This window comes from Methanosarcina baltica (assembly GCF_055394095.1).
This window is the reverse complement of record NZ_AP042463.1, coordinates 1,564,342-1,577,592: the sequence shown is the minus strand read 5'-3', so window position 1 is coordinate 1,577,592 and position 13,251 is coordinate 1,564,342. Positions and strand designations below refer to the sequence as shown.

Genomic DNA, 13,251 nt, shown 5'->3' with positions numbered 1-13,251 from the left:
TCCCGTGGGTTCTTGGAATCCGGGGTAATTTTGAAACCCGGGGCTTTTCAGATAACCACAAAGTTCTTAAATCCTGTAATCCTTATCCTTATGATCTTAAACTCTTTGACAAACAGACCTCTGAGAAGCGCCAGAATTTCTAAAGGCGGAAAAGGTTGTTTTGTCAGCTCACATCATGAATCCATCACGAATTATAGTATCATCAATTCACACCTACAGGATCCTTAAAGATCTTTAAAGATTAAACAAACACAGCTTTAAAAGAAAAGCAAGCTAATGCAAATCTATTAGAAATCTTTATAACAAATTCACAGCACGTGGTTTCAACACGTTATTCAATGTAACTATAAATTTAAAAATCACCTAAAAAAGTCACCTAAAGTAGTAGAAAAGGCAGGCCAGTTGGTGCCTGTTTTAATTTACCTATCATCCATGTGATTATTTACAGGTTTATCGCATAAATTAAAGGACTTTTAGTATTTACTGGGTATGGAAGCTCCGGCAGATTCCTATCTTCTGAAAATACCCCCTTCAGGGCTTTTTGGAAAGTTTGGTATCAACATTGAATGATTTGGTTGAATGATTTAGCACTCAACTGCTTTAGTGACTCTGAATAAACTGGTCAGAGTCTTTGGCAGGGTTCATTGAGATAGTAGATAGTATTCTCTCAGGCAAGCGCATTAAATCCGTGAAACGCTGCAGTCCAAGTAGTTCCATCCTGATCACAGGTTATCCTGATCAGGCAGATGTTTCAACCTGGACAGGTTTAAACTGTCAGGCTGCTGGTTTAAGTGCAATCGACACCATTGTAGTTGATACCACTATAGTCGATACCACTATAGTCGATAACACTATAATCGATACCACTATAGTCGATAACACTATAATCGATACCACTATAGTTGATACCATTGCAGCAGGCATCGGAGACTTTGCTGTGGACTGAGCAGTTACGGATGGGAAAGTACCTGTTGCAGGCGTACTTTCTGTTTACCGGGCTGGAAAGAGTCGAATATATCTCTACTTTAAGTTGAGCCTTCCTGTTATAGGCCTGAATCCGGCTGAAAGGCGGAATAAATTGGTTTCAATCAATAACTTTGTGAAAGCTGACCGGGCTTTCGAACATGTACATACCGCTAGTGGAGGACAGGAAATCTGTCGCCATAAAGACATCGTCTTGAAAAGATGTTTGGTTTTCGGTGTCTCCCAAAAGTCCATATGTGAGTTTCCTGTCTGTTGAGGATGATTGATTTCTACTATTTTTGCATGGCTTGAGTTGTACGGATCTTCGTAGAGAAGACTATAATTTCTGATGGACCATTCCTGATGGGCTTTTACTATAAGCCGGAAGCAGGTTATTATGAAACTTTTCCGGTAATTTCGGAACTTTACAATAATTATCCACAATGAATTCAAGGAGTATTCACATGCAAAATACGGATACAACAAAATACATCATTCGTTCTAAAATTAATGCTGATGGGGTCATTGAAAGGCCTGACATAGTCGGGGCCATTTTCGGGCAGACCGAGGGGTTGCTTGGGGCAGATCTAGACCTGCGCGATCTGCAAAAAACAGGCAGAATCGGCAGAATTGAAGTTATGGTGACCGCCAAAGGGGGCAAAACCAGGGGGAACATCTTTGTCCCGTCCAGCCTGGACAAGGTTGAGACTTCCATTCTTGCGGCATCTCTTGAAACCATCGACAGAGTTGGGCCCTGCACGGCTAAAATTGAGGTCTTCCAGATCGAGGACGTAAGGGCCGTAAAGCGTAAAAGAATCATTGAGCGGGCCAAGCTTATCTTCACCAAGATGTTTGATGACTCCGTGCCCGAGTCTCAGGAACTGGCCGAGGAGGTCCGACAGTCGGTTCGAATTGACGAGATGACTTACTACGGTAAGTCCAGAATTCCCTGTGGGCCCAGTGTCATAAACTCGGATGCCATGATAATCGTGGAGGGCAGGGCCGATATACTGACCCTTCTCCGCTACGGCATAAAGAACACCATCTGTGTTGGTGGGACCAACGTTCCCCCTGAGGTCGCTGAACTTACAAAGAAGAAAACCGTTACCGCCTTTACAGACGGGGACCGGGGAGGAGAACTCATTATCCGGGAACTCCTGCAGGTCGCGGACATTGACTATGTGTCCAGGGCCCCGGACGGGAAATGTGTGGAGGACCTCGTCCAGAAAGAAATCATCCGGGCGCTTCGTCGGAAGATTCCGGTGGAACAGATCATTGAAAAGTACGGGATAAGGGAAGCCGAAGGGTCCAAAATAGCTCCCGTGGAACGTGTCTCCAGCCGCAAGAATTTGAGGGTTTCTTCTCCTGAGGTCAGGGTCGAGGCCGGGGCTGGAGTGGGGATCGTCCCTAGGGCTGTGGAGAAGAAGTTTCATAAAAGGATAAAGGTCCACCGCCTGCCCAAGAAACTCGGAGTCGGGCTGGAAGCAGAGGAAGTCTCCGCTCCTGTTCAGGAGGCTGTCGAAGATCAGATCTCCGTAAAGGTTCCTTTGAAGCCCAGGGTTGAGGTTAAGCGCCCCGCTGCAATCGTCCCTGTCAGAGCCGCCCGTCGAGTTCACCCACCTGCGGAGAAAACCCCAGGCCGGAAGCCTGCTTTTGAAGAGGCCGTAAAACCAGCTCTTAAAAGGCCGTTTTCTTCTGAAAGACCCGTTTTTTCTGAAAGGCCCGTTTCTTCCGAAAGACCCGTTTCTTCTGAAAGACCCGTTTCTTCTGAAAGATCAGTTTTTTCTGAAAGGCCCGTTTCTCCTGAAAGTGCCAGGTTCAAGCCCCATGCCGAAGCCCTGAAAGGGACTCTCAGTGCCAGGATTCTGGACCCGGAAGACAAAATTTTAGAGGAAATTGCGGTCCGTGACCTTGCCAGCAAACTCAAAACTTACAGGGATAACGTGGACAGTGTGGTCTTTGATGGGGTAATTACCCAGAGGCTGGTTGATATTGCCTCAAGCAATGATATTAAAAAACTTGTTGGGGTCAAAATCGGTAACCTTACCAAAATCCCCATCAGCCTTGAAGTGTTGACTGCCAGCATGCTCTGAGCTTTACTGGCTTCAACTTTTTTATTTTTTGTGCCCGTAAACTGTTTTAAATTTTTCATTACTTTCTATCTTTTAAATTTTTAATTGAGGGGCCATGTAAAAGTCGGATACACGTTGGTTTTCTGGGCTTCTCTTCTTTTTTATTCATTTCTTATTTAATGAAAATGTTGGTACGTGCTTGCACTATCCTTTTATTATTTTGCAGATTTTTGCATTGATTAAGGTGTAACACCACGATTTATCATATTTTCACACTATTTCAGATAACTTCACACTGATTGCTCAAATTAGTCACGATTTATTATAAACAATATATGACAAACTCTTTATACTTTAACAAGGAAACCAGCTTCCACGGGCAATTCTTTTATTGGAGTCTGGCTAATATTTTATTGATCTTGTAAAATTGTAGGTCTGTTCGCTATGCACAAGGAAGAACTCATACAACTGCACACATATATGGCCCAGATGAAGAGGTATTTCGAAAAACATGGAGTGGTAGACGACTTCGATGAATACAAGGCTTTATCCATAAGCCCTGTGCACATCCATCGGAGCAAAGCCGACCATAAACGTGCTATCTTCATTCTTGGCGGAGAGCTCGCACACCTGATGTCCAGGGAAAAACCCCTCTTTGAAGACACATCCCCCCAGATGCGTGAAAATATGAATTCCGTCTTCAAGCTTATGGGCCATAACTGAATCGGCCCGGAAAGGAAGGGATCATTCTATCTTTATGAACATACTCTTCCAAATATCTTTTTTTTGATATTAAAAGACGGTACGGGTGTAGATGCATTTTCATAACCAGTCCGTCTTCCCCATCAATATAATATTTTTTTTCGGTCCAGCAGGGTATAAAGCCTATGGAGCGGTACAGTTTTTGGGCCTTTTCATTGCTCACCCTCACTTCCAGCCTTGCATATCTGAGCCCGTTTGCGGCGAACATATCACATATGGCATAGACCAGAGAAGTCCCAATCCCCAATCCCCTGTATTTTTCCTTCACTCCAAGGGAAAAAATATGTCCCTCGTTTTCCGCGGAACGGTATCCTACCACAAAACCCACAACTTTTTCACTTTCTTCAGCAACAAGAAACCCATCCCCTACGGATTCATAGAAATTCATATAGAGGAGGGGGTTGTGTTCCGAGAAAGCCTCCATTTCAATTTCCACGATTTCCTGAAAGTCTTCCGGTGAAAAGTGCCTTATCCTGGGTTCTGCCATGCTTATACTATATGTACCTACTTTTTAATTACTTCTTTGAAAAGGCTTTATATAGTTAAGGGCTAAAACGCCTCATCTCCTTCAAAGTTTTTTAACATGCCTCAGGGATACGGCCGCCCCTCTGGTGGCTTTTTCCATTTCCGGTCCGCTCATAAGGGCTCTTCCCACACAGAGGGCCTTTTTCCCGAGCACAATCACTTCGTCGTTTGGCCTGATTTCGGGGTCAGCCGCAATCACTCCCGGGGCAAGGATGGAACCTTTCGGGAGAAAATCATCAATCTTTACCAGGTATTTTCCCCCTGATACCATCAGCTCCACCCCTTCCAGGCTCAGGGCGAGTGTCCCGTACTGCGGGACCAGGGTCGCAAGCTGTGTTTTCTTTGAAAAAAGATGATATTTCGGGAAGCGGCCCTTTACGTTAAGGTTCTTGTTCTCTATTTTCTTTGCGTTTTCCGCTTTCTCTACGTTTTCTATTTTATCGGTTTTTTCAGTATTTTCTGCATTTTCCGGGATCTCTAGGGTTTTCTCCTCCCCTTCCTCGAAAAGGAGCTCTGAAACTTCCCCGAATTGATAGGCTAAAATACCCTTTACAAAGTCGTATTTTGCCTTTTCCACATTCCGGCTTTTCCAGACCTGACCTTCGGAAGTACAGAGGGTTTCAACAGCCGTTTTCAGGGTTGAAAGGGATTCTCTGGAAGTCGGGCTCCCGGTGGAAGTATAGATGACCTCGATCCCGAGTTTTTCTGCGGCCCGCTCACAGACTTCTCTGTATGCTCCTTCTAGGTGGGCCACGACTGCTCCGTAGCTGTGTTTTTCAAGGTAGTTTTCAAGGCAACCCGAGACCCAGTTTTTCTCTTCCTCATCCCAGTGTCCTGTAACGGCCACGTCATAGTGGGCCGCAGGGTAGGTCAGTTCGAGTTCTCTGGGTACGATTCCCAGGGGAGAGGTGATGATAACTTCGTGAACGTATTTCTTGTACTTGCCAAGCGCATGGATGAATTTCTGGTGGGACTGGGAAATGGAATAGGGCTTTTTTGCGGCACAGGGCAAAAGCAGGAGGATGTCAAGCTCAGGCGGAGTATACCTTTCCTGTACCCTTTGGGCAAATCTCCTGACCTCGACTCTTGTAAGGGACTCGGAGGTATTTGCTATAAGCGTGTTCTTCCGGTACGTCGTAGTCTTTTCTTCGAGGTAACCCTGTTCGAAATCCGCAAGCCTCAGGAGGGCCGTAAGCCAGGGCCTGGTTCTGCACTGCCCTTCCACATATTCCCTGAGATTTCCGGCCCTGATTTTTTCCCTGGCAAGGGCCAGTTCGGCTTCCAGGGCGTTTTTGTTATGGGCCGCAAGCAGTTCTGCACGTTCATGCTTCGGGAGGGCTTTTGCCTTTTCGGGAGTCATGGGCGCACAGGCGCAGCAGCGGCAGGGAAACTCCTGCAGGGCATCAAGGTAAAAGCTGCCCGCAGCCGTGAGGTAAATATCGGAATAGGCCGCCAGCTCCGTCCGGGTGTCGTCCAGGACATCGACCCCGAGGTAGATAAGCATGGCTGCGTTTTCCGGAAGGGCCAGGTTCGGGGTATAGAGAGCGGTATCCGGGGGGATACGGGCTTTCAGGTCGAGCAGGTCTTCCAGAAATTTCCGGGCGTTGTTTTCCAGGCTTCCCGCTCCTTCCATTATGTAAAGGTCACTTTTTGGGATTTCTTCCGCTCCCGGCCGAAGGACCGCCCCCACGGCCCCCGCAAGTTCCGTTTCAGGAAGTCGGGTTTTTCCCCTCGAATCCTCAGGGGTTGCCGGGGGATACGCCTGGTGGGGAAGGATTATAAGGGTCTTTTCGCCGGCCTTTTCCCGGACCTGCCTGAGTTTTGCTTTCAGGACTTCCGGGGCCTCCGTCCAGAGGCTGCCTGCATCCACAATGGGAAAAGTCTTCTCCGTGCTTTCCAGCTCATCAAGTTTGCCCAGTTCGGCCGTGTGCAGTATGCAGGGTGTCCGGATTTCCGGGGATAAAAGAAGTTTCCCTACTCTGGCGGCTCCGTCTCTTTGTTCTACCTCAAAGTACCGTGTCATTACTCTTCCTCATATGCCTGTCCCGATTAAAGCCTTGCCCTGTTCTTTTCTGTGGGATTTTGACGAGCCTGGTCTTTAGGGGAGTGTTGCCTGCTGATGAGGAGGAGTATATCTTATATATTATTAATTGCTTGAATATTTCAGAAATAATGTCTCTAAATTTTGTTTTGTGTGGAGATTAATTTTTAGTAATGAACATTTTTAAAAAATATGTTTTTAAGAGTTTCTTTTCATATAGTTTGCCGGGTTTCAGGCAGATCAGGGTGTTCTTTCGGGCACCTGATAACAATACCTGATAATAATAATCGATAAGGACGTCTTTTTATTATCTTAAAATACATTTTATAACATATTATTTATATTATTACGGTATTATTACAACACTCTGATAGTCAACTACCCCCACCTAAAGCCTTCGCCTAACGGCTCAGGTTTTTGAGGAAGGGGTCTCCTGCTGAGGTAAGATGATCTTATAATACTCTTGTAATATTATATATCCTGGAAAACTCTTAATTTTTCATTGAGGTTTATAATGACCGTAAATGCCGCCGTAATTGATGAACTTCGAGAGATCGTGGGGAAACGTGTTTCCGTCTCTCCTTCGGAACTTTACTGTTACTCTTCTGATGCTTCTCAGGTCAGGGGTCTGCCTGATTATGTGCTGCGTCCCCTTAATACCGAAGAGGTCAGCCGGATTGTCAGGCTGGCCTATGACCGTGAAATCCCGGTGACCGTAAGGGGTGCAGGGACCGGGCTTGCGGGTGGAGCCGTGCCTGTTAAGGGGGGAATCGTCCTTGACATGTCAGGGATGAACCGGATAGTCGAACTTGATATTGACAACATCCAGGTAGTGGTGGAGCCCGGGGTCATTCAGGACAAACTTAACGAAGCTTTGAAGCCTCTGGGTTTCTTTTTCCCCCCCAATCCGGCAAGTTCCGCAATGTGTACAATCGGAGGCATGATTGCCTACAATGCAAGCGGAATGCGCTGTGTTAAGTACGGGACCACCAGGAACTACGTCCGGGACATGGAAGTCGTGCTTGCGGACGGAAAGGTCATCCATACCGGTTCCAGGATGCTCAAGTCTGCGGCAGGCTATGACCTGACCCAGCTTATGATAGGTTCGGAAGGCACTCTCGGGATCATCACAAAAGCGAGCCTGAAAATAGCCCCTCTCCCCAAAATCCGGAAACTGGTCATTGCAGCCTTTGAAAGTGCCGAACTTGCGGGAAAGGCGGTCGTCAAGACTTTTTCGAGCGGGGTAGTCCCCTCGGCCTGCGAGATCCTGGACCGGGTTTCCCTCAAGGTCCTGAAACGCTACGATCCGAACCTTGTGCTTCCTGTAGAAGGAGACGTCATCCTTTTTGAGGTGGACGGGACGGAGAATTCGGCTCAGGAAGCCGCAGAACAGGTAATAGAAGTCTGTTCCGGGCTTGCCCTCACAATCAAGCTCGCGGAAAGTGAAAAAGAAATGGCTGACATCTGGGCGGCCAGGAAACTTGTCGGAGCCGCAGTTTCTCGCCTTGATCCAACCAAGAGCCGGATCTACGTTGGAGAAGATGTCGGGGTCCCCATGAAGCAAATCCCGAAACTCCTTGAAAAGGTGCAGGAAATCTCCGAGGAATTTGACCTCCCGGCCATGAAATACGGGCACATCGGGGACGGAAACCTCCATGTAGCGCTTTTCATTGATGTCCTGAACGAGGATGAATGGACTCGTCTGAATGGAGCGGCCGACAAAATCCACAGGACGGCAATTGAACTTGGCGGGACCGTAAGCTCCGAACACGGCGTGGGTGCGGCCAGGGGTCAGTATATGGAGCTCCAGTGGGGCCCGGCTCTTGATGTCATGCGCGCGATAAAGAAAGCTCTCGACCCGAAAGGGATTTTGAATCCCGGGAAAATGGGGTTGTGATAACCATGGAAAACGGTAAAAAAAAGGAAATGAAGCAGGTAAAAACAGTTAACAATATTGAAGAACAGGGCAAAAACCAGCCCCAGCCATTTAATGTGGACCCCCGGTCTGTTTACAAATGTGTGCAGTGTGGGACCTGCCGTTCGGTCTGTCCGGTTTTTGAGGCAGTGGGCTGGGAATCGGCCAACACCAGGGGCCGTATGCTTATTATCAAGAGCCTGCTTGAAGGCCGGGTTCCTGATTCCGATGTTCTCTCAAGCCTTTCCACCTGCACGACCTGCGGGATCTGTGCCGAAAAATGCCCTGCCGGGGCAAACCCCCCTAAAGTCGTGGAAGCCGCCCGGGCCGAACTTGTGAAACAGGGCATCGTGGGTGAGGGCCAGGCAAAACTTAACGCCACCCTTACGGAATTCGGAAACTCCTTCGGGGAAACAAAGGACAGGTTGCACTGGCTTTCCGAAGCCGAACGTGCCGATATTCCTGAAAAGGCTGACTATGTTTATTTCGTGGGCTGCTTTGACTCCTACCGCTATCCCGAGTTTGCGAAAAAGACCTTTGAGGTCCTCAAAAAATTTGGAGTAACCCTTCTGGAGGACGAGCAGTGCTGTGCCTCTCCTCTCCTGAGGACAGGTTTTCTGGAGAGTGCCGAAAAGCTCATGGAGCATAACCTTGAAGCGGTTCGGAAAACCGGAGCTCACACAATTATTACAGGCTGTGCCGGCTGCTACACTACCCTCAAAAATGACTACCCGGACGAGTTCAGGGTAATAAGCGTCCCGGAATTCCTGGCCGAGCACCTTGAGGAACTTCATCTGAAAAAGCTTGACCTGACCGTGAGCTATCACGACCCCTGCCACCTGGGTCGGCTCAACAAGATCTATGACGAGCCGCGCAAAGTCATCCAGGCCATCTGCGAACTCAAAGAAATGAAAAACATCCGGGAAAACTCCCGCTGCTGCGGGGGTGGGGGCGGAGTCAGGATAGGCTATCCCGAAATCTCCCTGGACCTTGCGAAAAAGAGGCTTGAGGACCTGCCCGAGGACGTGGACTACCTGGTCACTTCCTGCCCGCTCTGCGTGCGAAACCTCAGAGACGCAGGTGGGGATATTGAAGTTCTCGATTTGATCGAGCTTGTGGCCCTGGCCCTGGAGTAAATTTAACGGTTTGGTTTTTTTTATTTCGGGATGGTTTTTACCATCTCCGTTTTTTGACCCCTCGAGCTTAAATTATCCGGATATTTCCATAATTTTTTTATACTACCTGCTTCTTTCTTATTTTGTATATGTTTGGTGTATGTCCTGAAAGGTCTTATTCAGGACTTTGCAGTTTGATGTAATGAGCTTTTTAATTAAATTTAATTGGTTACAAAGCTAAACATCTAAATCTAAGAATATGTCAACTACCCCTACCTAAAATCTTAGCCTTTAGGCTAATATTTTAGAGTAAGTGGCTTGCTTCGGTAAGCCCTAGTTGAATAGCCTTTCGTTATACTGGTCATGATATTCGAGGATAATCCACACGTTCTCGGAGATTTCTATTTGGATTAAACATCCCTGAGAGGTAGGGGAAGTGTTCAGGTCATTAACAAGCCAGTATAACAGTGGCGATGTGTACCCACACCTGCAAAGGGGGACAGAACATAAGGTCACTGTCAAACAACATTAAGGTCCCCTGTTAAACAAAAAATGGGGGCCTTAGTCTCGACGCATTCATCTCCCACCTGCCAGTTCCTCCAAAGTCGGAACTGTTGAGGGAGGAGTCTTCTGCTGTCTGAGATAAAGAATAAGGAGGGATAAAAATATGGGTGGATGTGAAGCGGTTACTTTCCATAATGTAACCCCGGCCGTATTTAACTGTATGAAGAAAAAACTTGAAGGTTATGGAATGAAAATTCCATCTGGAAATTCCGGAGATATTGAAGGACACGGGGTTAAAGCTCACTTTAACTGGGATGGAGAAAAGAATCTGACTATTAAGGTCAATGAAAAACCCTTTTATGCTTCTTGCGGGGCAGTGAGTGGAAAATTGCACGATTTCGTGATAGATTGTCACGGGGCCTGAAGCAAAAATAAAGTTTAAGCTCCCGGGGCAGCATATATCCGAAACTTCTCACAATTCTTTGAAGTTTGGGTATGGTGCTCCGGAAATTCAAGCTCATTGTAATCCTCTTTTTCTCCTTATCAAACAGTTCCAGGCGTTTCCCACAAGGTCAAGCCTGTCTGCTTTTTCCAGGGCCTCATACACAAGTTCGTAGTTTGCGGGGCTCTTGTAATGCATGAGGGCTCGCTGCATTGCTTTTTCTTTCTTTCCATGGGCGACAAAGACCGGCTTTCCGGTGAAGGGGTCAAGGCCCGTGTAATACATGCAGGTTGAAACCGTCATGGGAGTCGGGGTAAAGTCCTGCACCTGTTCGGTGTAACCACCGCAGTCGCGCATGTATTCGGCCATCTCTATCATGTCTTTGAGGGTACAGCCCGGGTGGCTGGACATGAGGTAGTTTACTATGTACTGTTTCTTCCCAAACTTTTTGTTGAGCACTTTGAACTTTTCACAGAAAGTCTCGTAGACTTCCCTTCCCGGTTTGTGCATTGTGGCCGTAACCTCTTTTGAGAAATGTTCGGGCGCGATCCTGAGCTGTCCGCTGATGTGATGTTCGCAGAGTTCTTCCAGATACTCTTCGTCTTTGAGGGCCAGGTCGTAGCGGACCCCGTAGCCCGTAAAGACTTTTTTGACTCCGGGCAGGTCGCGGAGCTCACGGAGGAGTTCGAGCAGTTTTTTATGGCTTGTATCCAGGCTTTTGCAGACTCCGGGGTGGAGGCAGGATTTGTCAAGGCAGGCCCCTTTTTTCTCCCAGGTCTTGCATTCCATGCCGTACATATTGGCCGTGGGGCCGCCGACCCCGTTGATGATGCCCCGAAAGTCCGGTTTTTCCGTGAGTTTTTCGGCCTCCCTGAGGACCGACTCCAGACTTCGGCTCGCTATCATGCGGCCCTGGTGCTGGGTGATGGAACAGAAAGAGCAGCCTCCGAAGCAGCCTCTGTGTGTGGTCAGGGAGAACTTTACCATCTCCAGGGCAGGCACGGCTTCCCTGTAAGAGGGGTGAGTCTCACCCGTGAATGGAAGTTCGTAAACATGGTCGAGTTCCTCTGTGTTCAGGGGCTGCATTGGCCGGTTCTGCACGATTACGGTTTTCGGGTGGGGCTGGACCACGGCTTTTCCAGTGACCGGGTTCTGCTCCATAAAGTACATGCGGAAGGCTTTTGCAAAGGCTGTTTTGTCGGCGGAGACCTCGGAAAAGGAGGGGATTTCCACGACATCTTCGATGAAGGGGTCGTTTTCAGCCTTTTTTATCTTCCATTCCTTAACCTCCATTTTCCAGGCCGTGCCCGGGATTTCCCGGAGTTCCCTGATATCTTCCCCGGCCTGCAGCCGTTTCGCGATTTCTACAATCTGGAGTTCTCCCATACCGTAGACCAGGAGAGAGGCAGGGGCATCGGCCAGGATGGATTGCCTTACCTTATTCGAGAGATAGTCGTAGTGGGCAAAACGCCGCAGGGAGGCTTCGATTCCCCCGAGCACTATGGAGGCATCCGGGTAGGCTTCTTTTATTCGGTTTGAGTAGATGATGGCCGTTCTGTTGGGGCGGAGGCCCGTTTTTCCTCCCGGGGAGTAGACATCCTTTTCTCTGGGTTTCAGGCCCGCGGTCAGGTTACTGACCATGGAGTCCGTGTTGCCCGCGCTTACGGAAAAAAAGAGTTTTGGCTGCCCCAGTTTCTTGAAGTCCTCAGGAGAGTCCCAGCGGGGCTGAGTAATGATTCCGACCCTGAAGCCCGCGTCTTCCAGGACCCTGCCGATAATCGCGGTCCCAAAGCTGGATTGGTCCACGTAGGCGTCTCCGCTTACCAGGATAATGTCAAACTCTTCCCAGCCCCGGGCTTTTGCGTCCTCCAGGCTCATGGGCAGGAATTTTGAGGCTGGGATCCAGGCAGGACGTTTTCCCTGTTTTCCCTTCCCTTTTTTGCCGGTTTTATTTTTTCTTCCGGAGCTTTCTCTTTTTTGCTTGTTTTCTGATCTTCTTGTCTCCGGTGTTTTCCCTGTTTCTCTTACTTTACCTGAAGCAGGGGTTTCGGGTTTCCTGTGAAATTTTTTCTCTGGTTTTTTTTCTGGCTTTCTCGCTGGTTCGGTCATGCTTGTGTTCTCTCTTTCCGTTTTTCTCTTTCTCTGTTGCTTTCTTCTTTCTCTCTTTTCTTTCTGCTTTTTTCCTTCTCGTCTACTTTTCAAAAAATACCGCTCATTGCTTTTAACATCCGGTAGGAGGCCATGACCTGGTCGTTCCCGTCGCTGTCCGTGGGGCCTCCGTGTCCGGGGTAGAGTTTTTTCACGTCAAGTTTCGTGAGCTTTTCCACGGATCCGAGCATCTTTTCGGGTTCGCAGCCGTCAAAGTCCGTTCTTCCGGTTCCCCCTCCGGCAAAAACGGTGTCTCCGGAAAAAAGGCTCTTTGAAACGGGTTCGTAAAGGCAGATACTGCCTCTGGAGTGGCCCGGGGTGTGGATGACCTCCAGGACTTCTCCGTTTCCAATAGGGATTCTGTCTCCTTCCTCATAGCTAATGTTGGGCTTTACGGTGGGAGCCCTTTCCCCGAAAAGAAATGCCACGCTTAAGCGGTCATCGTTTACGGCTTCGAAGTCAGCTTTATGGATACCCACTCTGGCTCCGCTTTTTTCCACGATTTCAGCGGCTCCGGCAGCATGGTCGTGGTGACAGTGGGTAAGGATGATGAGTTCAAGGTCGCTTATTTTGATGTATTTTTCCAGTTCCCTGAGGACCAGGTTTCCGTTCATGCCTGCGTCTATCAGGATCTTCCTGTTTACAAGATATACGCTGGAATCGTAAGCTGTGGGGCATATGTACTGGACTTCCACGGTTTTTTCTCCATTTTCAGGTTTTAACTTTCAGGTTTTTAATTGATTTTTAAAATTCGTCAGGTTTAA

The 13,251-nt window shown here is 48.1% G+C and carries 10 protein-coding genes; 6 read left to right on the top strand and 4 right to left on the bottom strand.

Features of this window, described 5'->3' with window-relative positions; genetic code table 11:
* Positions 1-631 precede the first annotated feature (631 nt).
* From ACZ5QV_RS06880 to ACZ5QV_RS06870, 3 genes are all read left to right on the top strand, one after another.
* Positions 632-946 carry a hypothetical protein gene (locus tag ACZ5QV_RS06880; protein WP_464601814.1) on the top strand — a complete coding sequence of 105 codons (315 nt, stop codon included), beginning with the start codon at positions 632-634 and terminating at the stop codon, positions 944-946.
* A 481-nt stretch (positions 947-1,427) separates the two neighbouring features.
* The gene (dnaG, locus tag ACZ5QV_RS06875; RefSeq protein ID WP_464601813.1) at positions 1,428-3,056 is read left to right on the top strand and encodes a DNA primase DnaG; all 1,629 of its coding nucleotides are present in this window, start codon (positions 1,428-1,430) and stop codon (positions 3,054-3,056) included.
* Between the two features lie 423 nt (positions 3,057-3,479).
* Positions 3,480-3,758 carry a UPF0058 family protein gene (locus ACZ5QV_RS06870; protein ID WP_464601812.1) on the top strand — a complete coding sequence of 93 codons (279 nt, stop codon included), beginning with the start codon at positions 3,480-3,482 and terminating at the stop codon, positions 3,756-3,758.
* Here ACZ5QV_RS06870 and rimI read toward each other — a convergent pair.
* Entirely contained in the window at positions 3,742-4,284 is a 543-nt protein-coding gene (gene rimI / locus ACZ5QV_RS06865) for a ribosomal protein S18-alanine N-acetyltransferase (protein WP_464601811.1), read from the bottom strand. The genes ACZ5QV_RS06870 and rimI overlap by 17 nt on opposite strands.
* Positions 4,285-4,365: 81 nt before the next feature.
* Entirely contained in the window at positions 4,366-6,345 is a 1,980-nt protein-coding gene (gene arcS / locus ACZ5QV_RS06860; RefSeq protein WP_464601810.1) for an archaeosine synthase subunit alpha, read from the bottom strand.
* Between the two features lie 532 nt (positions 6,346-6,877).
* Between arcS and ACZ5QV_RS06855 the strand changes: the two genes are divergently transcribed.
* From ACZ5QV_RS06855 to ACZ5QV_RS06845, 3 genes are all read left to right on the top strand, one after another.
* The gene (locus tag ACZ5QV_RS06855; RefSeq protein WP_464601809.1) at positions 6,878-8,260 is read left to right on the top strand and encodes an FAD-binding oxidoreductase; all 1,383 of its coding nucleotides are present in this window, start codon (positions 6,878-6,880) and stop codon (positions 8,258-8,260) included.
* Positions 8,261-8,289: 29 nt separating this feature from the next.
* Positions 8,290-9,414 carry a (Fe-S)-binding protein gene (locus ACZ5QV_RS06850; protein ID WP_464602053.1) on the top strand — a complete coding sequence of 375 codons (1,125 nt, stop codon included), beginning with the start codon at positions 8,290-8,292 and terminating at the stop codon, positions 9,412-9,414.
* A 646-nt stretch (positions 9,415-10,060) separates the two neighbouring features.
* On the top strand, positions 10,061-10,321 hold the full coding sequence (locus ACZ5QV_RS06845; RefSeq protein WP_464601808.1) for a hypothetical protein: 261 nt from the start codon (positions 10,061-10,063) through the stop codon (positions 10,319-10,321).
* Between the two features lie 93 nt (positions 10,322-10,414).
* On the opposite strand, the gene ACZ5QV_RS06840 is transcribed toward ACZ5QV_RS06845, so the two are convergent.
* Positions 10,415-12,217, bottom strand: coding sequence for a YgiQ family radical SAM protein (locus tag ACZ5QV_RS06840; protein ID WP_464602052.1), 1,803 nt, complete (start codon positions 12,215-12,217; stop codon positions 10,415-10,417).
* Between the two features lie 320 nt (positions 12,218-12,537).
* A complete protein-coding gene (locus ACZ5QV_RS06835; protein WP_464601807.1) occupies positions 12,538-13,182 on the bottom strand; it encodes an MBL fold metallo-hydrolase in 645 nt (214 codons plus the stop codon).
* Positions 13,183-13,251: the final 69 nt, after the last annotated feature.

Excerpts from the sequence above, each read along its gene's own strand:
- dnaG (WP_464601813.1), top strand. The coding sequence starts at position 1,428 with ATGCAAAATACGGATACAACAAAATACATCATTCGTTCTAAAATTAAT.
- ACZ5QV_RS06870 (WP_464601812.1), top strand. The coding sequence starts at position 3,480 with ATGCACAAGGAAGAACTCATACAACTGCACACATATATGGCCCAGATG.
- rimI (WP_464601811.1), bottom strand. The coding sequence starts at position 4,284 with ATGGCAGAACCCAGGATAAGGCACTTTTCACCGGAAGACTTTCAGGAA.
- arcS (WP_464601810.1), bottom strand. The coding sequence starts at position 6,345 with ATGACACGGTACTTTGAGGTAGAACAAAGAGACGGAGCCGCCAGAGTA.
- ACZ5QV_RS06855 (WP_464601809.1), top strand. The coding sequence starts at position 6,878 with ATGACCGTAAATGCCGCCGTAATTGATGAACTTCGAGAGATCGTGGGG.
- ACZ5QV_RS06850 (WP_464602053.1), top strand. The coding sequence starts at position 8,290 with ATGAAGCAGGTAAAAACAGTTAACAATATTGAAGAACAGGGCAAAAAC.
- ACZ5QV_RS06845 (WP_464601808.1), top strand. The coding sequence starts at position 10,061 with ATGGGTGGATGTGAAGCGGTTACTTTCCATAATGTAACCCCGGCCGTA.
- ACZ5QV_RS06840 (WP_464602052.1), bottom strand. The coding sequence starts at position 12,217 with ATGAGCCTGGAGGACGCAAAAGCCCGGGGCTGGGAAGAGTTTGACATT.